Source organism: Achromobacter sp. JUb104, assembly GCF_024806975.1.
GTDB lineage: Bacteria > Pseudomonadota > Gammaproteobacteria > Burkholderiales > Burkholderiaceae_B > Achromobacter > Achromobacter spanius.
Genome location: NZ_JANUEY010000006.1, coordinates 115881 through 138438, shown reverse-complemented (window position 1 = coordinate 138438; position 22558 = coordinate 115881). Strand labels below are relative to the sequence as shown.

20 protein-coding genes are annotated in these 22558 nt (G+C 63.8%); 6 read left to right on the top strand and 14 right to left on the bottom strand.

Annotated elements, in window-relative coordinates; all coding sequences use genetic code 11:
• Positions 1-215: 215 nt before the first annotated feature.
• Together M2361_RS28960 and M2361_RS28955 are read right to left on the bottom strand one after the other, a co-directional pair.
• On the bottom strand, positions 216-1622 hold the full coding sequence (locus tag M2361_RS28960) for a sigma-54 dependent transcriptional regulator (RefSeq protein ID WP_259253210.1): 1407 nt from the start codon (positions 1620-1622) through the stop codon (positions 216-218).
• Positions 1606-3585, bottom strand: a complete 1980-nt coding sequence (locus M2361_RS28955) for an ATP-binding protein (protein WP_259253209.1) — start codon at positions 3583-3585, stop codon at positions 1606-1608. Before M2361_RS28955 ends, M2361_RS28960 begins: the two co-directional genes overlap by 17 nt.
• 293 nt (positions 3586-3878) lie before the next feature.
• Here M2361_RS28955 and M2361_RS28950 point away from each other — a divergent pair, with 293 nt between their 5' ends.
• Positions 3879-5234, top strand: coding sequence for a dicarboxylate/amino acid:cation symporter (locus M2361_RS28950; RefSeq protein WP_100855027.1), 1356 nt, complete (start codon positions 3879-3881; stop codon positions 5232-5234).
• Positions 5235-5395: 161 nt separating this feature from the next.
• On the opposite strand, the gene M2361_RS28945 is transcribed toward M2361_RS28950, so the two are convergent.
• From M2361_RS28945 to M2361_RS28915, 7 genes are all read right to left on the bottom strand, one after another.
• Positions 5396-6022, bottom strand: coding sequence for a nucleoside triphosphate pyrophosphatase (locus tag M2361_RS28945; RefSeq protein ID WP_259253207.1), 627 nt, complete (start codon positions 6020-6022; stop codon positions 5396-5398).
• A gap of 33 nt (positions 6023-6055) precedes the next feature.
• The gene (gene rlmH / locus M2361_RS28940) at positions 6056-6526 is read right to left on the bottom strand and encodes a 23S rRNA (pseudouridine(1915)-N(3))-methyltransferase RlmH (protein WP_050449060.1); all 471 of its coding nucleotides are present in this window, start codon (positions 6524-6526) and stop codon (positions 6056-6058) included.
• A 9-nt stretch (positions 6527-6535) separates the two neighbouring features.
• Positions 6536-6940 (bottom strand): ribosome silencing factor, encoded by a 405-nt coding sequence (gene rsfS / locus M2361_RS28935; RefSeq protein ID WP_100855029.1) that lies wholly within the window; start codon positions 6938-6940, stop codon positions 6536-6538.
• A 74-nt stretch (positions 6941-7014) separates the two neighbouring features.
• A complete protein-coding gene (gene nadD / locus M2361_RS28930; protein WP_100857661.1) occupies positions 7015-7602 on the bottom strand; it encodes a nicotinate (nicotinamide) nucleotide adenylyltransferase in 588 nt (195 codons plus the stop codon).
• Positions 7599-8510, bottom strand: a complete 912-nt coding sequence (hemF, locus tag M2361_RS28925; RefSeq protein WP_259253206.1) for an oxygen-dependent coproporphyrinogen oxidase — start codon at positions 8508-8510, stop codon at positions 7599-7601. The genes nadD and hemF overlap by 4 nt, the downstream gene beginning before the upstream one ends.
• A 15-nt stretch (positions 8511-8525) precedes the next feature.
• Positions 8526-9833: a phosphoribosylamine--glycine ligase gene (gene purD / locus M2361_RS28920; RefSeq protein WP_259253205.1), complete on the bottom strand. Its 1308-nt coding sequence runs from the start codon at positions 9831-9833 to the stop codon at positions 8526-8528.
• Between the two features lie 125 nt (positions 9834-9958).
• Entirely contained in the window at positions 9959-10690 is a 732-nt protein-coding gene (locus tag M2361_RS28915; RefSeq protein WP_006218511.1) for a YebC/PmpR family DNA-binding transcriptional regulator, read from the bottom strand.
• A 163-nt stretch (positions 10691-10853) separates the two neighbouring features.
• Here M2361_RS28915 and M2361_RS28910 point away from each other — a divergent pair, with 163 nt between their 5' ends.
• The 3 genes from M2361_RS28910 (at position 10854) to M2361_RS28900 (ending at position 14572) form a co-directional block, all read left to right on the top strand.
• Complete coding sequence (locus M2361_RS28910; protein WP_259253201.1) at positions 10854-12371, top strand: helicase HerA-like C-terminal domain-containing protein; 1518 nt, start codon at positions 10854-10856, stop codon at positions 12369-12371.
• A gap of 120 nt (positions 12372-12491) precedes the next feature.
• Positions 12492-13559, top strand: a complete 1068-nt coding sequence (locus M2361_RS28905) for a tartrate dehydrogenase (protein ID WP_259253200.1) — start codon at positions 12492-12494, stop codon at positions 13557-13559.
• Positions 13560-13606: 47 nt separating this feature from the next.
• A complete protein-coding gene (locus tag M2361_RS28900) occupies positions 13607-14572 on the top strand; it encodes a hypothetical protein (RefSeq protein ID WP_404976468.1) in 966 nt (321 codons plus the stop codon).
• Between the two features lie 9 nt (positions 14573-14581).
• On the opposite strand, the gene M2361_RS28895 is transcribed toward M2361_RS28900, so the two are convergent.
• The 5 genes from M2361_RS28895 to M2361_RS28875 all read right to left on the bottom strand — a co-directional run bounded on the left by M2361_RS28895 (position 14582) and on the right by M2361_RS28875 (position 20390).
• The gene (locus M2361_RS28895) at positions 14582-16198 is read right to left on the bottom strand and encodes a DHA2 family efflux MFS transporter permease subunit (protein WP_259253197.1); all 1617 of its coding nucleotides are present in this window, start codon (positions 16196-16198) and stop codon (positions 14582-14584) included.
• Positions 16195-17388, bottom strand: coding sequence for an efflux RND transporter periplasmic adaptor subunit (locus M2361_RS28890; RefSeq protein WP_259253196.1), 1194 nt, complete (start codon positions 17386-17388; stop codon positions 16195-16197). The genes M2361_RS28895 and M2361_RS28890 overlap by 4 nt, the downstream gene beginning before the upstream one ends.
• 22 nt (positions 17389-17410) lie before the next feature.
• Complete coding sequence (locus M2361_RS28885; protein ID WP_259253194.1) at positions 17411-18856, bottom strand: efflux transporter outer membrane subunit; 1446 nt, start codon at positions 18854-18856, stop codon at positions 17411-17413.
• Positions 18857-18964: 108 nt separating this feature from the next.
• On the bottom strand, positions 18965-19471 hold the full coding sequence (locus tag M2361_RS28880; RefSeq protein ID WP_259253193.1) for a MarR family winged helix-turn-helix transcriptional regulator: 507 nt from the start codon (positions 19469-19471) through the stop codon (positions 18965-18967).
• A 40-nt stretch (positions 19472-19511) separates the two neighbouring features.
• Positions 19512-20390 (bottom strand): DMT family transporter, encoded by an 879-nt coding sequence (locus tag M2361_RS28875; protein WP_259253192.1) that lies wholly within the window; start codon positions 20388-20390, stop codon positions 19512-19514.
• 73 nt (positions 20391-20463) lie between these two features.
• On the opposite strand from M2361_RS28875, the gene M2361_RS28870 reads away from it, so the two are divergent.
• Together M2361_RS28870 and M2361_RS28865 are read left to right on the top strand one after the other, a co-directional pair.
• A complete protein-coding gene (locus tag M2361_RS28870) occupies positions 20464-21447 on the top strand; it encodes a DMT family transporter (protein WP_100855038.1) in 984 nt (327 codons plus the stop codon).
• 51 nt (positions 21448-21498) lie between these two features.
• Positions 21499-22488 carry a quinone oxidoreductase gene (locus M2361_RS28865; protein ID WP_050449071.1) on the top strand — a complete coding sequence of 330 codons (990 nt, stop codon included), beginning with the start codon at positions 21499-21501 and terminating at the stop codon, positions 22486-22488.
• The last annotated feature ends 70 nt before the right edge of the window (positions 22489-22558 follow it).

Sequence of the window (22558 nt, the reverse complement as noted above, 5' to 3'; positions counted from 1 at the left end):
ATAGTGGACGGACGTCTGTGAAAGTAGGTCATCGTCAGGCTTTTATTGCGCAAAACCCCACAGGTGATCCTGTGGGGTTTTGTTTTTGGGTTTTGATATTAGGTTTGAGATTTTAGATTTCAGACCCAAGATTTGATCTTCGCGATAATGATTAATTGAAAACGCCTCGCGGCTCATGCCGCGAGGCGTTTTTGTTTGATCTCGCTGCTGTTCGATTACGAATTGGCCAGATATTGCTGACGGTCGATACCGTGGCGCTGGAGTTTGTCGTAGAAGGTCTTGCGCGGGATGCCAAGGGTTTCGAGTGTGGCCTTGATGTCGCCTTGGTTGGCGGCAAGCGCATCGCGGATCAATTGTGCTTCCAAGCTCTCCATGCGTTCTGGCAGGCTGAGCGCTTCTTGCTTTTGTTGGGTTGCGCCTGACTCTGGCATATTCAGCACCCCCAGCACCACGCGCTCGGCGAAGTGGGCAAGTTCCCTCACATTGCCTGGCCAATCGTGCGTCATGACGTGCTGATTGATGGCGGCAGGCATCTCCGGGATGTCGCGATGAAATCGACGCGATGCGTGCCCAAGATAATGCGCGAATAACAGCGGGATGTCGTCCCGGCGTTCGCGCAGCGGTGGGATGCGTATGGTGACCACGTTCAGCCTGTAGAACAGGTCTTCGCGAAACTTGGTCCGGATGGCTGGGCTGCCCAGATCTTCTTTGGTGGCGGCCACGACGCGCAGATCCAGATTGCGTACCTCGTTACTGCCCAGCGGGGTGATCTGACGCGATTCGAGTACGCGGAGCAGTTTCACTTGCACCGCTAGCGGCATGCTTTCAATTTCATCGAGGAACAAGGTTCCCCCGCTGGCATGTTCGATCCGGCCGACACGCTTTTTTTGTGCTCCGGTAAAAGCGCCGGCCTCGTGACCGAATAGCTCGCTTTCGATAACGGTTTCGGGCAGCGCGCCGCAATTAATGGCGACCAATTCACGATGGCGACGGCGGCTAAGTCGATGAAGCGCCGTTGCCACGACCTCCTTGCCCGTTCCCGTTTCGCCCTCGACCAGCACATCGACATCCGCATCCGCAATGTGACGCAGGGTTTCCTTGATGCGCTGCATGGCGGGCGTAGCGCCGATGAAGGGCACTTCATCAGCTTGCACCGCAAACGCCGCGTCCCGCAGGCGGCGGTTCTCCAGCACCAGACGGCGCTTTTCGGCCGCGTGCAGGATGGCGGTGGTGAGCCGGTCGGGCGCATAGGGCTTTGCCAGGAAGTCATAGGCGCCCTCGCGCATGCATTGGACCGCGGTCGCGATATCGCCGTGGCCGGTGATAAGGATGACCGGCAGTTCCGGGTCGATGGCACGCAGTCTATTGAACAGTTGCAGGCCATCGATGTCCGGCATGCGGATATCGGTTACGACCACGCCGTCGAAGTCGCGGTGCAAGGCTGGAAGTGCGGACCGCGCGGTTCCGTGTGCGTCGACGGTCATGCCGTGCAGCTTCAGGGTTTGAACGTTGGCCCGGCGCAGGTCTTCGTCGTCGTCGATGAAGACGACATGGGGCGCAGCGGGCCCGCGATCGTCAAGCGCTGGACCCGCATACGGAAAGGTGTCAGGGTTTTGGATCATGGCGATAAGAAATGGCCTGAGCGCCGTGGCCGGCGTCTGCCTTGCGTAATGTAAGGATGAACACGGCGCCGCATTGGGCGCCCTGAGGTGTCGGAAAACCGGGCTCACCTGGATGGCTCGCGCGCAGGTCGCCGCCGAATTCGGCCACGATATCGCGGCAAATGACCAGCCCCAAGCCCAGGCCTTCCGGCTTCGTCGTATAAAAAGGCGTGAACAGGCGTGCCCGGGCGTCGTCCGACAGCCCGGGGCCGTTGTCGTTCACGTAAAGCTGCACGGTTGTGCCGAGGTCTTGCAAGGCGACGATGACCCGGCCATCGGAAACGCCTTCCAACGCTTCCATGGCGTTTTGCAGCAAGTTGACCAAGACCTGCTCCAGGCGGATGCGGTCGGCGCGGACGAGTACATCTTGGTCAGCCGCTGGCCGTACCAGTGCAACGCCCTGCCTACGCGCGCGTGGGCCGATCAGCAACAACGCCCCGTCCAAGGCCTCGTTGAGGCTGGTGGGGCCTATCGATGCACCGGCTTTGCGTGAAAATGCGCGCAATTCGCCCGTGATATGGCCAATGCGTTCGGTCAGTGCGGCGATGGTGCCCAAATTCTCTTTGGCGGCCTCTGCGTCCTGGCGCCGCAGGAACTCCGCGGCGTTGTCCGCGTAGGCACGGATCGCCGCGACGGGCTGGTTGATCTCGTGGGCGACCCCCGCGGCAACCTGTCCCAGCAAGGCCAGCTTGCTGGCCTGGACAAGTTCGTCCTGCATCGTGTGCAGGCGCGCCTCGGCGCGTTGCCGTTCGTCCATTTCGTCCATCAGTTGCTCATTGAGCTCGCGCAGTTGGCCGGTGCGTTCACCGACCAATGCGGCCAATTGCGCCTGGATGGCGGCCTGCTGGCCAGCCCGTTCGCGGTTGCGTTGGCGCCGATAGAGCACGATGCCGATCGCAGCCGCCAGCAGGCCCTGCACCAGCAAGGCGGCCAATTGTGCATTGGCGATGGCCTGGTTCATGACGGTTTGGACGGGCGACAGTAAATGCAACGTCCAGCCCGGAGACTCCGCGATGGGCAAGGTGGTGTGCAGCAGCGGCGCTCCGTTGGGAATCTGGGGCAAGGCGTGGTTGGCGTGCACCAATTGACCGGTGCTGACCGGGGATAAAGGCGGCGTCAGGGGCAAGGGTTGGAAGGGCGCATCGCCAAACTGAAGGCTGGTGCGCAAGGTTTGCGCCAAGTCGGGTGCCAGAGGCGCCAAGACGTCGAAGCGCCAGTTCGCTACGCTGCCCAGCAACACCACGCCGTGCTCGTCCGTGACGAAGATGGGTGCGGCAGATTGCCGCCAGTCGGACTCCAGGCCGCGAAAATCCACTTTCAATACGATCACGCCCAACATGGCGCCGTTGGCGTCATCCACGCGGCGTGACAAGTACAAGCCGGCTTCGTGGCTGACCGTGCCCAAGGCGAAGTGCTCTGCGTAGCCGTTGGCGACGGCGCCTTTGAAGTAGGGGCGAAATTGATAGTCGACCCCGACAAACGTGGCGGGCTCGCGCCAATTGCTGGCGGCAATGGCCAGCCCTGTCTTATCCAGCAGATAGATGGCGGAGGCGCCGACGCCGCGCGTCAGCGTGTCAAATTTGTCGTCCAGGGATTCGATCTGGGCGGCCGAGGCGCCTTGCAGTGCCGCGCGCACGTCAACATCTCGAGTCAAGACGAAGGGCAGGGCCCGGAATTTGTCGAGGTTATTGCGCAGCAGGGCGGCGTTGATCTGGCCGGCGCTGCGCGCCTGAACGGTCGCGCTCTTGATCGCGTTATCGCGGGCCCACTCCGTGGCTATATGCAGGACCCCAGCAACGATGGCGACCGTGATCAGGATGCCCAATGCGCGCGCACGCCACGAGCGCGGAGCGTGTCGCGAGGCGAGCGTGGAAGACGTTGCGTCTGAATGCTCGACGGAGGAAGAGGGTTGGGAGTTAGGCATGGTGTGCGGACTTCCGCACATTCTAGCGCAGTTGTGTGCGACTTCTCGCCATTGATAAGCCTTAGGATCTGCGCCGGGAATCGAAAAGCACATAAATATCAATGACTTGTCCTATTCTGCGTGCACCAAGCACACCTGGCATGGGTCTTGCATATACATCGCTAAGCCGCGCCGCATGCGCGCGCGGTGAAATCGGCATGCGACCACAACGCAATGCCATAAAACAGAAAACGCCCTGTCGCCCGCTGCGCTCAACCGCGTGGGGCAAGGGGCATTGGTGGGGACAAAACCCGATGATCGACGTTGATCAGAGCGCGCCCGTGCGCAAGCTGAAGTTCTATCAAATCCTGTATGTGCAGGTGATTTTCGCCATCGTGATTGGGGTGCTGCTGGGCGCGTTCAAGCCTGAACTCGGCCAGCAGATGCAGCCATTGGGCGATGCTTTCATCAAGCTGGTGAAGATGATCATCGCGCCGGTGATCTTCCTGACCGTGGCGTCCGGCATCGCCGGCATGAGCGACTTGAAAAAGGTCGGGCGCGTGGCCGGCAAGGCAATGCTGTACTTCCTGACTTTTTCGACACTGGCCCTGATCGTAGGCATGGTCGTCAGCCATATCGTCCAGCCGGGCGCGGGGATGCACATCGACCCCAGCACCCTGGACCAGAAGGCCGTTGCCAGCTTCGTGGCCAAGGCGCACGACTCGACCATCACCGGCTTTCTGATGAACATCATCCCGACGACGATCTTCAGTCCGTTCGTGGGCGGAGATATTCTGCAGGTGCTGTTCGTGGCGGTGCTGTTTGGTATCGCGCTTGCCATGGTGGGCGAGCGCGGCAAGCCGATTCTGAGCTTCATGACCGCGCTGGCCCAGCCGATCTTCAAGCTGGTTGCGATCCTGATGAAGGCGGCCCCCATCGGCGCGTTCGGCGCGATGGCGTTCACCATCGGCAAGTACGGCATCAAGTCGGTCGTGAACCTGGCCATGCTGGTGGGCACCTTCTACGCCACGTCGGTGCTGTTCGTGGTGGTGGTGCTGGGTCTGGTCGCCCGCTACAACGGTTTTTCGATCCTGAAACTGGTGCGCTACATCCGCGAAGAATTGTTGTTGGTGCTGGGCACGAGTTCATCGGAAGCCGCATTGCCCACGCTGATGCAGAAGATGGAACGCGCCGGGTGTTCGAAGTCGGTGGTTGGCCTGGTGGTGCCCACGGGATACTCGTTCAACCTGGACGGCACCAACATCTATATGACGATGGCCGCGCTGTTCATCGCGCAGGCGTGCGACATTCCTTTGTCGCTGGGCGACCAGATCTTGCTGCTGGCTGTCGCGATGCTCAGTTCCAAGGGGGCCGCGGGGGTCACGGGCGCCGGTTTCATTACCCTGGCCGCCACCTTGTCGGTGGTGCCCTCGGTGCCCATCGCGGGGATGACGCTGATCTTGGGCGTGGACCGCTTCATGTCGGAATGCCGCGCCTTGACCAACCTGGTCGGCAACGCCACCGCCGCGGTCGTGGTTGCGCGCTGGGAAGGGGAGCTGGATCAGGAGCAGTTGCACGCCGCGCTGGAGGGGCAGTTGGCGCCTGTCGTGCCGGCTTCTGAAGCGCCCGCGCACGACGCGCAGCCGACGCTGGGCCACACGGTGGTGTAAACGTCCGAAGGTACTTCCTTGAATGAAAAAATCCCCCGGGTCACGACGATCTCGGGGGATTTTCTTATGGGCGTGTCATTACGGGCGTGACACTACGGGGCGTGACACTACGGGGCGTGACACGACGGGGCATGACACGACAGGGCGTGTCACCACGCCGTTCAAGGAATCTGGATGCCTGCCGCTCGCAGCAGATTCGACGTTTCGAATAGCGGCAGGCCCATCACGCCGGTATAGCTGCCGGCAATGCGCGAAATGAACGTACCGGCCAAGCCCTGGATGCCATAGGCGCCTGCCTTGCCGAAGGGTTCGCCGCTATCGCAGTAGCGGCCGATTTCGTCGTCGCTCAAGTCGCGCATGTGGACGTCGGTGACTGACACCGCTTCCAGTAGCTGATCGCCCGTGCAGACTGCGACGGCGGTTCGGACTTCATGCGCCTGTCCGGACAAGGCACGCAAGATGCGCACAGCGTCCGCGCGGTCGGCAGGCTTGCCCAGGACCGAGCCATTCAAAATGACGGTCGTGTCGGCGGCCAACAGGGGCAGATCAGGCAGATTGTGGGCGCGCATCCAGTCGCGGCCCCGCAGCGCTTTGTCGCGCGCCGTGCGTTGCACGTAGTCGGCGGCGCTTTCGCCTTCGTGTTGGGGCTCGTCTTCGCCGGGAGGCGAAGGCACCAGCAGGACGGTGTGGACAAGGCCGATCTGAGTCAGCAGTTCACGCCGCCGAGGGCTGGCCGAGGCAAGGTAGAGGCGAGCGGGGGAAGCGTCAGGGGCGGCGGTGTGAGGCATGCGGAATCGAGTGGGGCGCCGCCCTGGCAGCGGTCAGGCGCGGTGGTAGGGGTGATTGGTCATGATGGCCCAGGCGCGATAGAGCTGTTCGGCCAGCACCACGCGGACCATGGGATGCGGCAAGGTCAGCGACGACAAGCGCAGCTGCCCGCTGCACGAGGCCTTCAAGTCGGCGTCCAGGCCATCCGGGCCGCCCACCAGAAAAGCCACGTCCTGGCCGCCCGCGCGCCACTGCTCGAGCTTTTGCGACAAGGCCATGGTTGTCAGGTCGCGGCCGCGTTCGTCCAGCGCCAGCCGCAGCGCGCCGGCGGGTAAGGCGGCTTCAATGCGCTTGGCTTCCGCCGCCATCATCTGGGCGGGCGTCTTGCCGGTTGTGCGCGGTTCGGGTTTGATCTCGCGCAGTTCCAGCGCGCAATCGGCGGGCAGGCGTTTGGCGTAGTCGGCCCAGGCAGTCTCTACCCAGTCCGGCATTCGCGTGCCCACTGCCGCAACAATCAGCTTCACGGCAAGAACTCAGGCTTCGGCGTCGTCGTAGCCGTTGTCGGCGGGGATCGGCGCTGCCCGGGTCGATTCCGGCAGCAGCTTTACACGCACCGGTTTGCCGCCCCAGATCTCTTCCAGGTTGTAGTACTGGCGGATGGCGGGTTGCATGATGTGCACGACGACGTCACCGAGGTCGACGACGACCCATTCACCGGTGTCCTCGCCTTCGATGGTGATGCCGGTCAGTTCAAGTGCGCGGCCGCGGTCGGCCACGCTGGAGGCGAGGGCTCGGGTTTGGCGGTTGGAGGTGGCGCTGGCAATCACGACGCGATCGAACAAGCTTGTCAGATGCGTGGTGTTGTAGACCTTGATGTCTTGCGCCTTGACGTCTTCGAGGGCATCGATGACGGCGCGTTGGAGTTTCGTTATATCCATAGCTGCAAATATAACCCGCGGACGGACGGCGGATGCCGGCTCCGTGGCGCTTTCGGCGCCGGGCGGGTGTGGGTTTATCGGTAAAGTTGGTGCGCCGCAATGTAGGCGGCGACGGGCGGGGCCAACAGGCCGTCGGTGGATTCGCCCGCGGCCAGCCGCCTACGGATGTCGGAAGCGGACACCGCCATGGGGGCAAAGGGCAATTCTTCCAGGCTGTGGCCCTGGTCTTGCAGCCACGTGGTCAGTTCCGTGGGTGGCAAGAGCGGGGTGCCAGGGCGGGTGGCCACGGCCAGATCCACCAGGCTGGCGATGTCACGCCAATTGCGCCAGGTGCAAAAGTTGGCGAGTTGGTCGGCACCCAGCAGCCAGACATAGCGCGCGCCCTGGGGCAGGCCGCGCAGCGTGTCGATGGTGTAAGTGGGGCCGTCGCGTTCGATTTCGACGGGGTTGACGACCAGGCCGTCGTGCCCTGCGATGGCCAGTTCCAGCATGTCACGGCGTTGTTCGCCGGTGGCGTGCAGGGCCGCGCGCTGCCATGGGTTGCCGGCGGGAATGAGCTCCACGGCGGCGAGATCCAGCGTGTCCAACGCGCTTTTTGCCAGCGCGACATGGGCGACGTGGACGGGGTCAAAGCTGCCGCCCAGCAGACCGATGCGCTTCAAACCCAATCTCGCGGCGTCAGGTAGGCGGCAAGCTCGGCTTCCGGCGTGCCCGCTTCGGGCTGCCAGTCGTAGCGCCATTGCGCCAAGGGTGGCATCGACAGCAGGATGGATTCGGTGCGGCCACCGGATTGCAGGCCGAACAGCGTGCCTCGGTCGAACACCAGATTGAATTCAACGTAGCGGCCACGGCGGTAAGCCTGGAAGTCGCGTTCGCGTTCGCCGTAAGCCATGTCGCGGCGACGTTCGACGATGGGCAGATAGCTGTCCAGGAACGCGTCGCCCACCGAGCGGGTCAGCCCGAACGAGGCGTCAAAGCCAGGCGCGTTCAGGTCGTCAAAGAAGACGCCGCCGATGCCGCGCGTTTCGTTGCGGTGCTTCAGGAAGAAGTACTCGTCGCACCAGCGTTTGTAGCGCGGATAGTACTCAGGGCCGTGGCTGGCCAGCGCGTCGCGGCAGACCGTATGGAAATGCCGGGCGTCGTCTTCGAAAGGGTAGTAGGGCGTGAGGTCTATGCCGCCACCGAACCAGAAGACGTCGGCTTCATCATGCCCGGGGCGGGCCGTCGCCACGAACATGCGCACATTCATGTGCGTGGTGGGCACGTACGGGTTGCGCGGGTGCAGCACCATGGACACGCCCATGGCTTCCCAGGCGCGGCCGGCAAGCTCGGGCCGGTGGGCGCTGGCTGACGGGGGCAGCTTGGTGCCCTTGACGTGGCTGAACAGTACACCCGCGCGCTCGAACAGCTTGCCGCCTTCCAGCAGCCGCGACAGCCCGCCGCCGCCTTCCGGACGTACCCATTCATCGGCGCGGAAGGGGCCGCCTTCCGCCGCTTCCAGCGCTTGGACAATACGCGCCTGCAAGCCGGTGAGGTAATCGCGGACAGAGGCAACGGGCAAGGCGTTCATCAGCGCTTTCCGGGGTTACGCGTTGGACTTGGGCTTTTGTTGCGACGGCTTGAGCGCGCGCCAACCGATGTCGCTGCGGTACTGGCGGCCATCGAAATGGATGCCGTCGATGGCTTCGTACACGCGGTCGCGAGCCATCTTGACCGAGTCACCCAAGGCCGTGACGCACAGCACGCGGCCGCCGGTGGTCTTGGTGTCTTCACCATCCCGTTCGGTGGCGGCATGGAAGACCATGCAGTCTTCGGCATCGGCGGGCAGGCCGCGGATGACGTCGCCGGTGCGCGGCGTGTTCGGGTAATTGTGCGATGCCAGCACCACGCCCAAGGCCGTGCGGCGGTCCCAGACGATGTCGGCCTGGTTCAGCGTGCCGTCCACGGCGTGCTCAAGCGCGTCCAGCAGGTCGCTCTTGACGCGCATCATGATGGGCTGCGTTTCCGGATCGCCCATGCGGCAGTTGAATTCCAGCGTCTTGATTTCGCGGTCGGGGTCGTCGCCCGGGGCGATCATCAGGCCGGCGTACAGGAAGCCGGTATAGGGAATGCCGTCGCGCGTCATGCCCTGCACCGTCGGCAGGATGATTTCGCGCATGATGCGGTGGTGCAGTTCAGGCGTGACGATCGGCGCGGGCGAATACGCGCCCATGCCGCCGGTGTTCGGACCCTGGTCGCCGTCTTGCAGGCGCTTGTGGTCTTGGCTGGTGGCCAGCGCCAGCACGTTGCGGCCGTCGCACATGACGATGAAGCTGGCTTCTTCGCCTACCAGGCATTCTTCGATGACGACGCGAGCGCCCGCGGCGCCCATCGAGCCGTCGCCCAGCATGGCGTCAACGGCGGCATGCGCTTCTTCCAGCGTGGCCGCAACCACGACGCCCTTGCCGGCGGCCAGGCCGTCGGCCTTGATCACGATGGGGGCGCCTTCCTGGTCAATATAGGCGTGCGCCTGTGCCGGGTCGGTGAAGGTGGCGTAGCGCGCGGTCGGGATGTTGTGCCGGACCATGAAGGCCTTGGCGTAGTCCTTCGAGCTTTCCAGTTGCGCGGCGGCCTTGGTGGGGCCGAAGATTTTCAGGCCGCGCGCGCGGAACACATCCACCACGCCCGAGGCCAGCGGCGCTTCCGGCCCAACGACCGTCAGGGCGATTCCTTCGCGCTGGACGAAATCGGCCAGCTCCTCGGCATTGGTGAGCGCGATGTTTTCCATCTGCTCGGCCCGTTGCGTGCCGCCGTTACCCGGGGCGACAAACACCTTGTGTACGCGCGGGGAGCGGGCCAGCCGCCAGGCGAGGGCATGTTCGCGGCCGCCCGAGCCAATTACCAGGAGTTTCATGTTGCGTGATTCTGAAGGTTGCCACTCTAGCCCGTGGAGAAGGCGACGGACCCGGGACAGCCCGGGGCCGATTCATATTCCAGTGCGCTGGCGGACGGGCCGTCAACGTACTGGAACCGTGGGAGTTACTGCGCTTCGTCGAAAATGACGGTGGTATAGACTTCCTGCACGTCGTCCAGGCCTTCCAGGGCGTCGAGCAGTTTCTGCATCTTGATGGCGTCTTCGCCAGCCAGTTCGGTTTCGTTCAGCGCCTTCATGACGATGCCGTCAACTTCGGCTTTCAAACCGGCTTCGTCGAAAGCCTTGCGCACGGCGGCGTAGTCGGCCGGCGCGCAAACGACTTCGATCACGCCTTCTTCGTCGGTCGTTACGTCTTCGGCGCCGGCGTCGAGCGCGGCTTCCATGACTTTGTCTTCGGGTGTGCCCGGGGCGAATACGAACTGGCCGCAATGCTTGAACATGAAGGCCACCGAGCCTTCCTGGCCGAGGTTGCCGCCGTTCTTGGCGAAGGCGTGGCGGACTTCCGCCACGGTGCGGGTGCGGTTGTCGGTCATGCAGTCAACGATGACCGCCGCGCCGCCGATACCGTAGCCTTCGTAGCGGACTTCCTCGTAGGCGTCGCCGTCGGCGCCGCCCGCGCCACGCTGGATGGCGCGCTGGATGTTGTCCTTGGGCATGTTGGCGTCGGTGGCCTTGTCCCAGGCCATGCGCAAGCGGGGGTTGCTGTCCGGGTCGGGGCCGCCGGCGCGCGCCGCCACGGTGATTTCACGAATGATCTTGGTCCAAAGCTTCCCGCGCTTGGCGTCTTGACGCCCTTTGCGGTGCTGGATATTGGCCCATTTGCTGTGTCCGGCCATGGCTTCCCAGGAGAATTTGTCTGCAAAAAAAGGCATTTTACCGTGCCGGCGGCCATAGCGCCCCGGCGTGGCCACGCCTGTGTCGATATTGCCACGCGCACAAGCCCCACGGCAGGCTCTACACTTGGCCATCCTTTTGCCTTCCTGGTCCGGAGCGTTGCCCATGCCCAATCCCATCGTCATTGCGAAGAACGCGCAGACCGAACTGGCCCTGTTACCCGCTTTGGCCAACCGGCACGGGTGCATTACCGGGGCCACGGGCACCGGCAAGACCGTCACCCTGCAAGTGCTGGCCGAATCGTTTTCACGCATCGGCACGCCGGTGTTCATGGCTGACGTGAAGGGCGACCTGACCGGTATATCGCAAGCCGGGGTGGCCAGCCCCAAGTTGGCCGAGCGGCTGAAAAGCCTGGGCCTGGACGAACCCGCGTGGGGCGCCAGCCCCGTCACGCTCTGGGACGTGTTTGGTGAGCAGGGCCTGCCGGTGCGGGCCACCATTACCGATATGGGGCCACTGCTGCTGTCGCGCATCCTGGAACTGAACGACACGCAAGAAGGGGTCCTGAGCCTGGTATTCAAGGTGGCCGACGATGAAGGCCAACTGCTGCTTGACCTGAAAGACCTGCGCGCCATGCTGCAAAACGTGGCGGACCGTTCGGCCGAGCTCAAGACCCGCTACGGTAATGTGTCCTCCGCCAGCGTGGGCGCCATCCAGCGCGGCTTGCTGGCGCTGGAATCGCAGGGCGCCGAGCAATTCTTCGGCGAACCCATGCTGGACGTGGCCGACCTGATGCGCACCGATGCCCAGGGGCGCGGCATGGTCAACGTGCTGGCCGCGGACAAACTGATGCAGGCGCCGCGGCTGTACGCGATTTTCCTGCTGTGGCTCTTGGCCGACCTCTATGAAAAGCTGCCCGAAGTGGGCGACATGGACCAGCCCAAGCTGGTTTTCTTTTTCGATGAAGCGCACCTGCTCTTCAACGACGCGCCGCCCGCGCTGCTGAACAAGATCGAACAGGTGGTGCGCCTGGTGCGCTCCAAGGGCGTTGGCGTTTATTTCGTGACCCAGAATCCGCTGGACATTCCTGACACCGTGTTGGGGCAACTGGGCAACCGCGTCCAGCATGCCTTGCGGGCTTTCACCCCGCGCGACCAGAAGGCCGTCAAGACCGCCGCGCAGACAATGCGCCCGAATCCGGGCCTGGACATCGAAGCGGCCATTACCGAACTTGGGGTGGGCGAGGCGCTGATTTCACTGCTGGACGCCAAGGGCCGTCCGATGCCGACAGAACGCGCCTACGTGATGCCGCCGGCCAGCCGCATCGGCCCGGCGACGGACGCCGAGCGCCAGGCGTTGCGCCAGGGCAGTCCGATGGCCGCCAAGTACGAGAAGGCGGTTGACCGGGAATCCGCCTACGAAATCCTGGCTGGGCGCGCCGCCGTGCCGGCCGATGCTCCCAGCGGCACGCCTGCGGAATCCAAAGGCGAGACGCCCGCCGAATCTTCCGATGGCGGCTTGATGGGCAGCTTGAAAGACGTGCTGTTCGGATCGACCGGCCCTCGCGGGGGCAAGCGCGACGGCGTCGTCCAAACCATGGCCAAAAGCACGGCCCGTTCAATTGCGCGTGAATTGACGCGCGGCATTCTGGGATCGCTGCTGGGCTCCAAAACCCGTCGCTGACGCCACCTGTCCACTGGCAGGACGCATCCCCCCCGTTTTGTAACGGGGGGTGTTGCGTCGCGGCCGTTTATGCCTATGATTCTGGGCGGTCTATCAAAGGAAACCTTAAGGACAAACGTGGTGGCTAAGAAACACAAGATTGCAGTGATTCCAGGAGACGGTATTGGCAAGGAAGTCGTGCCGGAAGGGCTGAAAGTGCTGGACGCCGTGGCGACGCGCTTCGGCATCGAATTTCAGTGGGATCATTTCGACTGGAGTTGCGACTATTACGCTCAGCACGGCAAGATGATGCCGGACGACTGGAAGGCGCAGATCGGGCAACACGAAGCGATTTTCTTCGGCTCGATCGGCTGGCCCGCCACGGTGCCGGACCACGAGGCGCTGTGGGGCTCGCTGTTCAAATTCCGTCGCGAATTTGATCAATACATCAATTTGCGACCGGTTCGCCTGATGCCTGGCGTGCCGTCGCCGCTGGCCGACCGCAAGCCCGGCGACATTGATTTCTTCATCGTCCGTGAAAACACCGAAGGCGAATACTCCAACAGCGGCGGCCGCCTGTTCGAAGGCACCGATCGTGAGGTCGTCATTCAGGAAAGCGTGTTCACGCGCATTGGCGCCGATCGTGTGTTGAAGTTTGCATTCGAGCTGGCCCAAAAGCGTGGCAAGCACCTGACGGCCGCCACCAAGTCCAACGGCATCTCGATTTCGATGCCCTGGTGGGACGAGCGGGTTGCCGACATGGCCGGGAACTATCCGGACGTGCGCTGGGACAAATATCACATCGATATCCTGTGCGCGCACTTCGTGCAGCATCCGGATTGGTTCGACGTGGTGGTGGCTTCCAACCTGTTCGGCGACATTCTTTCCGACCTGGGGCCGGCATGCACGGGCACGATTGGCATTGCTCCGTCCGCCAACCTGAACCCCGAGCGCAAGTTTCCGTCGCTGTTCGAACCGGTGCACGGCTCGGCGCCGGATATCTATGGCAAGGGCATCGCCAACCCGATCGGGCAGATCTGGAGCGGCGCATTGATGCTTGATTTCCTGGGTTACCCCGAGGCCTCGGCCGCGGTGGTGAAAGCGATTGAAACCGTGCTGGCGGACGGACCTCGCACGCGGGACATGAAGGGCAGCGCATCGACCGTCGATGTCGGCAACGCCATTGCGTCGCTGATCTCGGCCGGGTAAGCGCATTGAGCGGGGGCGGCCATACAGGCTAGTCGATGGAACATTCAATGTCTTCTACCTCCACCGCCCACGTGGGCGGTGGCCGGGCCGACCGCTTTGTGCGCAAGCTGTTTCGTTTGCTGCGTTCGCGCACGCAACGGCATAACCAGCATTTGTGGCCATTCGTGCGGATCTGGCGAGACCGCACGGGCGTCATCAGCGGCTTTCGCGCCTTTGGCCGATCGCTGCCATTGACGCCGCTGGCCCAGGGCTACGATCGCGCCGATGAAACGGTGCACTTGATTCTGAGCGGCCCGTCGGTCGCGCAGATTCCCTACGATCAGCTGGATATTCGCGTGGCCATGGGCGTGAATGGCGCCATTGCGCTGGCGCGCAAGTTCGACCTGCCATTCAAGTACTACTGCATCATCGACCAGAATTTTGTGCGGGAACGCATTGAACTGGTCCGTGAGATCGTCTCGCGCGACCTGACGCTGTATGTGTTTCCGGAAGTGCTGCGCTACATCATGCAGGGCATTGCGCAAGACCAGATCCGCTGCCGCATCTGCGTGATTGAAATGATTTCCGAACGCGCCTATCAGCGCAGCGCGGCGCCCGCGGTGCTCAAGCGAATTGCCGCGGCCACGCCGGACGTGCAATTGCTGGATGCCAAGCTGGGCCTGGGCTATAGCTTTGATGCGTCGCTAGGCGTGTTCGACGCCGACACGGTGGCCTATGCGGCCTTGCAGGTGTTGGTGTCGGGGGGCGCGAAGCAGGTTTATGTGCACGGACTGGACCTTACGGTACAGAACGGGCTGCGTTTTTATGGCGAAGGCGATCGCCCCCAAACCAGTCGCTTGACTCGCAACTTTACGCATTTGATCGAACCGTCGTTCCGCTTTGCCGCCGAGCAATGGCGGGCGCGCGGCGTGTCGGTGTTCAATCTGTCGCCCGTCAGCGCCTTGTCGCCCGACATCCTCGAGCGGCTTGATTGGCAAGCATTTTTGAAAGAGGACGCGCATAGCGCGCCCTGATTCCCCGCGTCAGTGCGCGCCCGCCGCGGCTTCGGCCGCACCCCCACCGCCCGCCTTGCTGGAGCGGGGCCGCGCGAACCAGACCAGGCCCGTCAGCATCAGGAAGATGATGGCCGAGGCAAAGAACACGTCCACCGCCGACATCGTGAACGCTTGCGTATTGACCAGGCCGTCCACCATGCTCAAGGCTTGTTGATGCGACATGCCCAAGCCGTTCTGCAGGGCGTTCATGGTGTGGTCGAATGCTTGCTGGCCGGGCTTGGCGACCTCGGTCAATTGCGAGTGATGCAGCGTGGCGCGGTTTTCCCATAGCGTTGTAGCGATCGAGGTGCCGAATGCGCCCGCCGTCAACCGCAGGAAGTTCGACAGGCCCGATGCCGCGGGAATGCGCCATGGTTCGATGCCGGACAGCGTGATGGACGTCAGCGGTACGAAGAACGCCGCCATGGCCGCGCCCTGGATGATGGTCGGCAACATGAGCGTGCGCACGTCAGTCTGGGTGTTGAAGCCCGCCCGCATGAAGCACACCAGCGCGAAGATCAGGAACGCAACCGTCACGATCTGGCGCGGGTCTCGCGTGGCCAGCATCTTGCCCACGATGGGGGTCAGCAGGATGGCCAGCAGGCCAACCGGCGCCGTCACCAGGCCGGCGTAGGTGGCGGTGTAGCCCATATTGCTTTGCAGCCACAGCGGCAGCAGCACCACGTTGCCGAAGAACACGCCGTAGGCCACCGCCAGCGTCAGCGCGCCGACGGTGAAGTTGCGTTCCTTGAACAGGCGCAGGTCCACGACGGGGTGGGCATCGGTCAGTTCCCAGATCAGGAAGAATACGAAGGCCACGAAAGCAATTGCCGCCAGCGCAATGATGGTGGGGCTGGCGAACCAGTCCAGTTCCTTGCCCTTGTCCAGCATGATCTGCAAGGCGCCAACCCAGACCACCAGCAGCATCAGGCCCAGCTTGTCGATGGGCAGCTTGCGGGTCATGGATTCGCGGTTGCCATAGATGCGCCAACTGATCCAGGCGGCCAGGAGGCCCACCGGCACGTTGATGTAGAAGATCCATGGCCAGGTGTAGTTGTCTGAAATCCAGCCGCCCAGCAAGGGACCCGCCACGGGCGCCACCAGCGTGGTCATGGACCAGACGGCCAGCGCCATGCCCGCCTTGGACTTCGGAAAGCTGGCAAGCATCAACGTTTGCGACAGCGGGATCATCGGCCCGGCCACCGCGCCCTGCAACACGCGAAACGCGATCAGCGCTTCCAGCGACGGCGCAAAGCCGCACAGCCATGACGCCAGCACGAACAGCAGCGTGGAAATCAGGAACAGGCGCACCTGCCCAAAGCGCTGCGTGAGCCAGCCCGTCAGCGGCACCGTGATGGCGTTGGCCACGGCGAACGACGTGATGACCCACGTGCCCTGGCTGGTGCTGACGCCCAGATCGCCCGAGATGGTGGGGATGGACACGTTCGCAATCGACGTGTCCAGCACGTTCATGAACACCGCGGTGGATAGCGCGATGGACCCGATGATGCGGGCCGCGCCTTCCAACGGCGGGTAGGTGCCCGCTGGGCGGGCGGGTTCTACGGGGGGCGCGCCAGCGCCCGCGGGCTGGGCGGTGGTGCTCATGATGCGAGGTTGTCTGCGATGATCTTCTTGATCATGGCGTCGACATCATCGTGTGCCGGTTCAAAGGCGCGCGTCGACCAGGCCGGTTCGCTGCGCACGGCTTGTGTCAGCGCTTCGCCATCCTGCTGGCCCACATCCACTTCCACGTCCATCGACAGGCCGACGCGCAAGGGATGTGACTTCAGGTCTTCGGGGTTGAGCAGGATGCGCACGGGCACGCGCTGCACCACCTTGATCCAGTTGCCGGTGGCGTTCTGGGCGGGCAAGAGCGCAAAGGCGCTGCCGGTACCCGCATCCAGCCCGGCGACCTTGCCGTGGTAAACGACCGAACTGCCGTACAGGTCGGCCACCATCTTGACCGGCTGGCCGATGCGCATCTTGCGCAGTTGGCCTTCCTTGAAGTTGGCTTCCACCCAGACCTGGTCCAGCGGCACCACCGTCATCAGCGCGTTGCCCGGGGCTACCCGCTGGCCAACCTGCACGCTGCGGCGCGCGATCACGCCGCCCACCGGCGCGGGCAGCACGGTACGCGATTGCGCCAGCCAGGCATTGCGCAGGCCGGCGGCGGCCTGGAGCACATCGGGATGATTGGCCACCGTGGTGCCCTGCGTCAGCGCCTGGTTGGTCACCAGTTTGGCTTGCGACGCGGCCAAGGCGGCGCGGGCTTGGGCCAGGCCGGATTGCGCCGACTTCAGCGCGGCTTCCGCGTGCAGGATCTCTTCACCGCTGACGCCTCCGGACTTGGCCAGTTGCTGGCGGCGGCTGACGTCGCTTTGCGCGCGGGTCAGTTCGGCCTGCGCGCGCAGAATGTCGGCACGGCGCAGGTCGACATCGGCGGCCAGCGCATCGTTCTGAACGTAATAAGTGCGGACCTGGCGCACCATCTGGGCCAGCCTGGCCTGCGCTTGTTGCAGCGCCACGTCGGTATCAGCGGGGTCCAGGCGCACCAGCGGCTGGCCGGCTGCGACGGTCTCGGTATCGTCGGCTTCGATGGCCACGACAGTACCGGGTACCTGCGGCGTGATCTGCACCAGGTTGCCGTGCACGTAGGCATCGTCGGTGCTTTCGAAGTGGGCGCCGAAAAGCACCCACCAGATGCCATACGCGATGGCGATGAGAATGAAGACGCCGGTCGCGATCAGCAAGAGGCGTTTGCGGGCGGGGTTGGCGGTGGGGGTGGCAGCGTTCATGACGTCTGAATCCGGGGATCGTTCAATGAATGGGGTTCGTAGCGGCAGCGGACTGCGCGGTGTGCGCGGTGTCCGTCTGTGGCGGCGGGGTGTAGCCGCCGCCCAGCGCATTGGCCAGGTTGGCGTCCAGCTGATAGGCGCGGATACGCAGATCGGTATCCAGCCGGGCCTGGGTCAGCACGCCGGTTTGCGCGATGAGCACGGTGATGTAGTTGCCCAGTCCGGCCTTGTAGCGGTTCACGGCCAGCTCGTAGGCGGCTTCGATGGCGGTGCGGGCCTGGCGCTGTTGGGCGCGTTCCTGTTCCAGCAAGCGCAGGCCGTCCAGCGCGTCGGCGACTTGGTGCACGGCGTCCAGCACGGCCTGGTTGTAGTCCGACACGGCCAGATCGGCGTCGGCGCGGCGCCCGGCCAGGTTGGCGTTTAGTTCGCCGCCATGGAAGATGGGCAGCGTGACGGCCGGCCCAAAGCCCGCCGTGCGCGCCGCGGCGCCCAGCAGGTTGCCCGTGCCCAATGCCTGGAAGCCTGCAAACGCGGTCAGGTTGACGTTGGGGTAGAACTCCGCTTTGGCGGTGTCGATGGCGCTGCGAGCGGCTTCGGCGCGCCAGCGCGAGGCCACGACGTCGGGGCGATGGCCCAGCAGGTCCAGCGGAATGGCCGTGGGCACGACGCCCGCGGGCGCGGTCAAGTCCACCGCAACCAGCGATTGGCCGCGCTGCGGGCCGGCGCCGGCCAGCGCCGCGACCTGATTGCGCAACTGCGCCTGTGTCGTTTCCGTTTGCGTCAGTTCCACCTGGCCGGCAGCCAGCGACGATTCCGCCTGCTTCACTTCCACCTGCGTATCCAGGCCGGCGCTGTAGCGGCCTTGCGTCAAGGACAAGACATCGGCGCGTTGCGCGATCACCCGCTTGAGCACATCGCGCTGCGCGAAGGCGTTCTGCAGGTTCAGGTAGGCCCGTACCGTCGCGCTGGCCAGCATGTTGCGCGCGGCTTGCGCGTCGGCGGTGGCGGCCTCGCGCTCCGACACGGCCGACTTCAGGCGTGATCGGTTCTTGCCCCAGAAGTCCAGCTCATAGCTGAAGTCCAGCGCCAGCCGGTTATCGCTGACGACGCTGCCGCCCAGGGGCGCCGGGTAGATGTAGTCGGACGACAAATGTTCGCGCGTCAGCGAGTAATCGGCATCCACGCGGGGCATTAGCGGGGCGCGCGCGGTGCTGACGGCGGCGTTGGCCTTGGCCAAGCGCGCTTGCGCCGCGCTCATCGACGGGCTGTTGGCCAGTGCTTCGTCCATCAGCGCGTTGAGTTGCGCGTCGCCGTAGCGTTGCCACCATTGCGTGTTGGGCCAGGCGGTGTCGTGAGCGGTCAATCCCAGCTTGGCCGCATCCAGTGCTACGACGGGTTCGGGCCCGGGTTCCATCAGTGCGCAGCCGCTCAGGGCAAGCACCAATACGGTAGAAAGAAGGCGTTTCATCCTGACTGTTTGCTGAAAGTAGTTGATTGATCTGTATTTGCCTAGGCAAATATTATGCCAAATAAAACCCCATGCGCGAGTGAGGCGGAGCGGGGCGGGAAAGGGGCGTCAGCGCTCGGGCGCGGTGCCGGAGGCCGAGCCGTTGGCTATCATCCGGCGCATGAAGTGCATCAACTGGGTGACTTCGTCGGCAGAAAAACCACGCAGGTGGTGGTTCAGCGCGCGGGCGATGGTGGGGGGAATTTCACGGGCCTTGGCCTCACCCAGCTCGGTCAGTTCGATCTTTACGACGCGGCGGTCTTCCAGGCTGCGACTGCGGCGCAGCAGGCCTTTAGCCTCAAGACGGTCAAGCGCGCGGGTCATGGCGCCAGTGTCCATGTCATTGAGACGAGCCAGCTCGGCGGGGGTGTCGGCGCGGCCCAGGAAGACCATGGCCAGCGGGCGCCATTGCATGGCGGTCAGGTCCAACGGCGCCATTTCCTGGTCCAGCATCCGGGTCAGGGAGTGATAGACCAGCTTGATGAGGTAGCCTGCGTTCTCTTCCCCCATGCAACGGTGGTCGTTGCGATAGTGGACGGGGGAGTCGGCGTCAGGCGGGGCAGTTTCGGCATTCATGCGGCGAATTTTACTGCCTAGTCAGTTATTGTCAAGGCTGCTAATTTACCGGTATTTCCGCCTCTACCACCCCTTTACGCAAGCCTGACCAGACGATCGCCGCCACGATCAACGCGGCGCCGGCAATCATGCGGGGCGTCGGTTCCTGGCTGAACAGCAACCACGCGAAGGCGATGGCGTACACCGGTTCCAGGGCAATCACCAAGCCGGCGCTGCGGGCGTTCAGCCGGGTCAGGCTGGACACGAACAGATAGTGCGACAGGCCCGTGCAGAAGATGCCCAGCAAGGCCAGCCAGAACCAGTCCAGCGCGGGCAGGGCGGGCACCTGGCCGATGGCGAACGGCACCATTACCAGCGCCACCACCACGTTTTGCCAGCACGCCACCTGCATCGGGTCCATGCCGGAGGCCGAGCGCCGGTTGCTCAACGCCAGCAGGGCAAAGGTCAGCCCGGACAGCAGGCCCCACGCCAGACCGATGGTGCCCTGGTCGGCCAGGTCGAACGACGGCGTCACCAGGATGAGCCCGGCGGTGACCAGGCCCAGCAACATCCATTCGGCCGCGCGAATGCGTTCACGGAAGAGCAGGCCTTCGAACAGCGTGATGAATGCGGGAAAGCTGGCGAAACCCAGCGTGGCGATGGCGATGCCGCCCACCTTGACCGAAATGAAGAACGTGACCCAGTGCGCCGCCAGCAAGGCGCCGGCAAGCACCAGCACGAATAGCTGCGCGGGTGTCAGCACGCCCAGCAGCGGCTTGCGGCGCATGCGGGCGAAAATGCCCAGCGAGATCACCGCGAACACCGCCCGGCCCAACGTGATGACGGCGGCGCTGGCTTGTATCAATTCCCCGAAAACGCCGGTCAGGCCGAAAAGCACGGCGGCAATGTGGATGTAGGTCAGAGCGCGATGTCGGGTCATGCCAGAGGGTGTCGATGCCAAAAAGCGATGTTTAAGCGTGCAAAGAGGATTGCACTGAATCTAAAATCATCGCATGAATCGTATCGCCAAGCTTTTGCCATCCTCACTTCCGTCCGGCCGCGCGGCCGGAATTCTTATGGCAATGCTTGGCGCGGTGCTGTTTTCGGCCAAGGCGATCGTGGTCAAGTTCACCTACCGTTATGGCATCGACGCGGTCACGCTGATCGCCTTTCGCATGCTGTTTGCGATGCCCTTCTTCGCGGCGGTGGCCTGGCATCAGTCACGTCGGGCCGCGCGCGGCGAGATCGTGACGATGACAAGCAAAGAGCGCATCCAGGTCATCGTGCTGGGGCTGTTGGGCTACTACCTGTCCAGCTTCCTGGACTTCCTGGGCCTGCGCTACATCACCGCCAGCCTGGAACGGCTGATCCTGTTCCTGTCGCCGTCGCTGGTCGTGCTGCTGTCCGCGTTCTGGTTCAAGCGTCCCATTGAGCGCCGGCAATGGCTGGCCATGGTGTTGTCGTATGCCGGTGTGGTGCTGGTGTTTGCCCATGACCTGTCCTTTGGCGGCGGGGGCGAGGTGCTGTTAGGGTCTTTGTTCGTTTTTGGCTCGGCGGCAAGCTATTCTGTCTACCTGATTTGCTCCGGCGAATTGATCAAGCGGGTCGGTCCGACGCGCTTGGTGGCCTACGCCATGCTGGTTTCGTGCGTGGCCTGCATCATCCAGTTTTTCGTGATTCACCCGCCGTCGATGCTGATCCAGCCGGCGGGTGTTTATGGGTATTCCGTGATCCACGCCACGCTGAACACCGTGGTGCCGGTCTTCATGCTGATGTGGGCGGTGTCGCTGATTGGCGCGCCCACGGCATCATTGCTGGGCATGGTGGGGCCGGTGTCCGTGCTGTTTCTGGCGTCGTGGTTCCTGGACGAGCCCATTACCTTGTGGCAGTTGGCGGGAACCGCGCTGGTGTTGACCGGCGTGTTCGCCTTGATGGGCGGCGGCGCCGGCAGGCCGGTATCCGACGCAAAGCGCGCGGCGGAACCGCCGTCGCGTTAAAGCCTGGTTTTCCCGATTTATTCGCATCATTTCCATTGAAAGGAGGCCAGCATGGCCAGCAATCTCGTCAAGGCAATTCGTATTGAGCAGCACGGTGGTCCTGAAGTCCTGAAGCTGGTTGACGTGGAAGTTCCGCCGCCCGCCGCCAATGAAGTCACGATTGAACAGCACGCCGCCGGCCTGAATTTCATCGATATCTATTTCCGCACGGGCTTGTACCCGCATCCGCTGCCGCACGGCCTGGGTTTCGAAGCCGCGGGCGTGGTCACGGCCGTTGGCGCCGACGTCAAGCACCTGAAGAAGGGCGACCGTGTGGCGTATGGCCAAAGCCCCATCGGCGCCTACGCCAAGGCCCGCAACGTGCCGGCCAATCAAGTGGTCACCGTGCCCAAGGGTATTGGTTTTGACGAGGCCGCCGCGCTGATGCTCAAGGGCCTGACGGTGCAGTACCTGTTCCGCCAGACCTACCGCCTGCAAGGCGGTGAGACCATTCTGTTCCATGCGGCCGCGGGCGGCGTGGGCCTGATCGCGTGCCAATGGGCCAAGGCGCTTGGCGTGAAGCTGATCGGCACCGTGTCCAGCCCGGAAAAAGCCGAACTGGCGCGTGCCAACGGCGCTTGGGAAACCATCGATTACTCGCGCGAAAACGTGGTCGAGCGCGTGCTGGAACTGACCAAGGGCAAGAAAGTGCCGGTGGTGTATGACGGCGTGGGCAAGGACACCTGGGAAACCTCGCTGGACTGCATCGAGCCGCGCGGCCTGATGGTCAGCTTTGGCAATGCGTCCGGCCCCGTGGCCGGCGTCAACCTGGCCGTGCTGAACCAGAAGGGCAGCCTGTACGTCACGCGCCCGTCGCTGGGCGTGCATGTGAACACCCTGGAAAAGCTGCAAGCTGCGTCCAAGGAAGTCTTTGACCTGGTCCTGAAGAAGAAGATCAAGGTCCGCATCGACCAGCGCTACAGCCTGGAGCAGGCCGGCGAAGCACAGACCGCGCTGGCATCGCGCAAGACCACCGGCGCTACGGTGTTGATGCTGGACTGATCCTCAGCATCTGGCGCGCGGCCCCCAGGTGGGCGCGCGACGGGGCCGGGCAGGGCGCGCAATGCGTGAC

What these genes read in the sequence shown, in the direction of transcription:
- M2361_RS28870 (WP_100855038.1), top strand. Translation starts at nt 20,464, where the DNA reads ATGAATCGTATCGCCAAGCTTTTGCCATCCTCACTTCCGTCCGGCCGC.
- M2361_RS28875 (WP_259253192.1), bottom strand. Translation starts at nt 20,390, where the DNA reads ATGACCCGACATCGCGCTCTGACCTACATCCACATTGCCGCCGTGCTT.
- M2361_RS28865 (WP_050449071.1), top strand. Translation starts at nt 21,499, where the DNA reads ATGGCCAGCAATCTCGTCAAGGCAATTCGTATTGAGCAGCACGGTGGT.
- rsfS (WP_100855029.1), bottom strand. Translation starts at nt 6,940, where the DNA reads ATGGATATAACGAAACTCCAACGCGCCGTCATCGATGCCCTCGAAGAC.
- hemF (WP_259253206.1), bottom strand. Translation starts at nt 8,510, where the DNA reads ATGAACGCCTTGCCCGTTGCCTCTGTCCGCGATTACCTCACCGGCTTG.
- M2361_RS28950 (WP_100855027.1), top strand. Translation starts at nt 3,879, where the DNA reads ATGATCGACGTTGATCAGAGCGCGCCCGTGCGCAAGCTGAAGTTCTAT.
- M2361_RS28945 (WP_259253207.1), bottom strand. Translation starts at nt 6,022, where the DNA reads ATGCCTCACACCGCCGCCCCTGACGCTTCCCCCGCTCGCCTCTACCTT.
- M2361_RS28890 (WP_259253196.1), bottom strand. Translation starts at nt 17,388, where the DNA reads ATGAACGCTGCCACCCCCACCGCCAACCCCGCCCGCAAACGCCTCTTG.
- M2361_RS28910 (WP_259253201.1), top strand. Translation starts at nt 10,854, where the DNA reads ATGCCCAATCCCATCGTCATTGCGAAGAACGCGCAGACCGAACTGGCC.
- M2361_RS28915 (WP_006218511.1), bottom strand. Translation starts at nt 10,690, where the DNA reads ATGGCCGGACACAGCAAATGGGCCAATATCCAGCACCGCAAAGGGCGT.
- M2361_RS28885 (WP_259253194.1), bottom strand. Translation starts at nt 18,856, where the DNA reads ATGAAACGCCTTCTTTCTACCGTATTGGTGCTTGCCCTGAGCGGCTGC.
- M2361_RS28900 (WP_404976468.1), top strand. Translation starts at nt 13,607, where the DNA reads ATGTCTTCTACCTCCACCGCCCACGTGGGCGGTGGCCGGGCCGACCGC.
- M2361_RS28895 (WP_259253197.1), bottom strand. Translation starts at nt 16,198, where the DNA reads ATGAGCACCACCGCCCAGCCCGCGGGCGCTGGCGCGCCCCCCGTAGAA.
- purD (WP_259253205.1), bottom strand. Translation starts at nt 9,833, where the DNA reads ATGAAACTCCTGGTAATTGGCTCGGGCGGCCGCGAACATGCCCTCGCC.
- M2361_RS28880 (WP_259253193.1), bottom strand. Translation starts at nt 19,471, where the DNA reads ATGAATGCCGAAACTGCCCCGCCTGACGCCGACTCCCCCGTCCACTAT.
- M2361_RS28955 (WP_259253209.1), bottom strand. Translation starts at nt 3,585, where the DNA reads ATGCCTAACTCCCAACCCTCTTCCTCCGTCGAGCATTCAGACGCAACG.
- M2361_RS28960 (WP_259253210.1), bottom strand. Translation starts at nt 1,622, where the DNA reads ATGATCCAAAACCCTGACACCTTTCCGTATGCGGGTCCAGCGCTTGAC.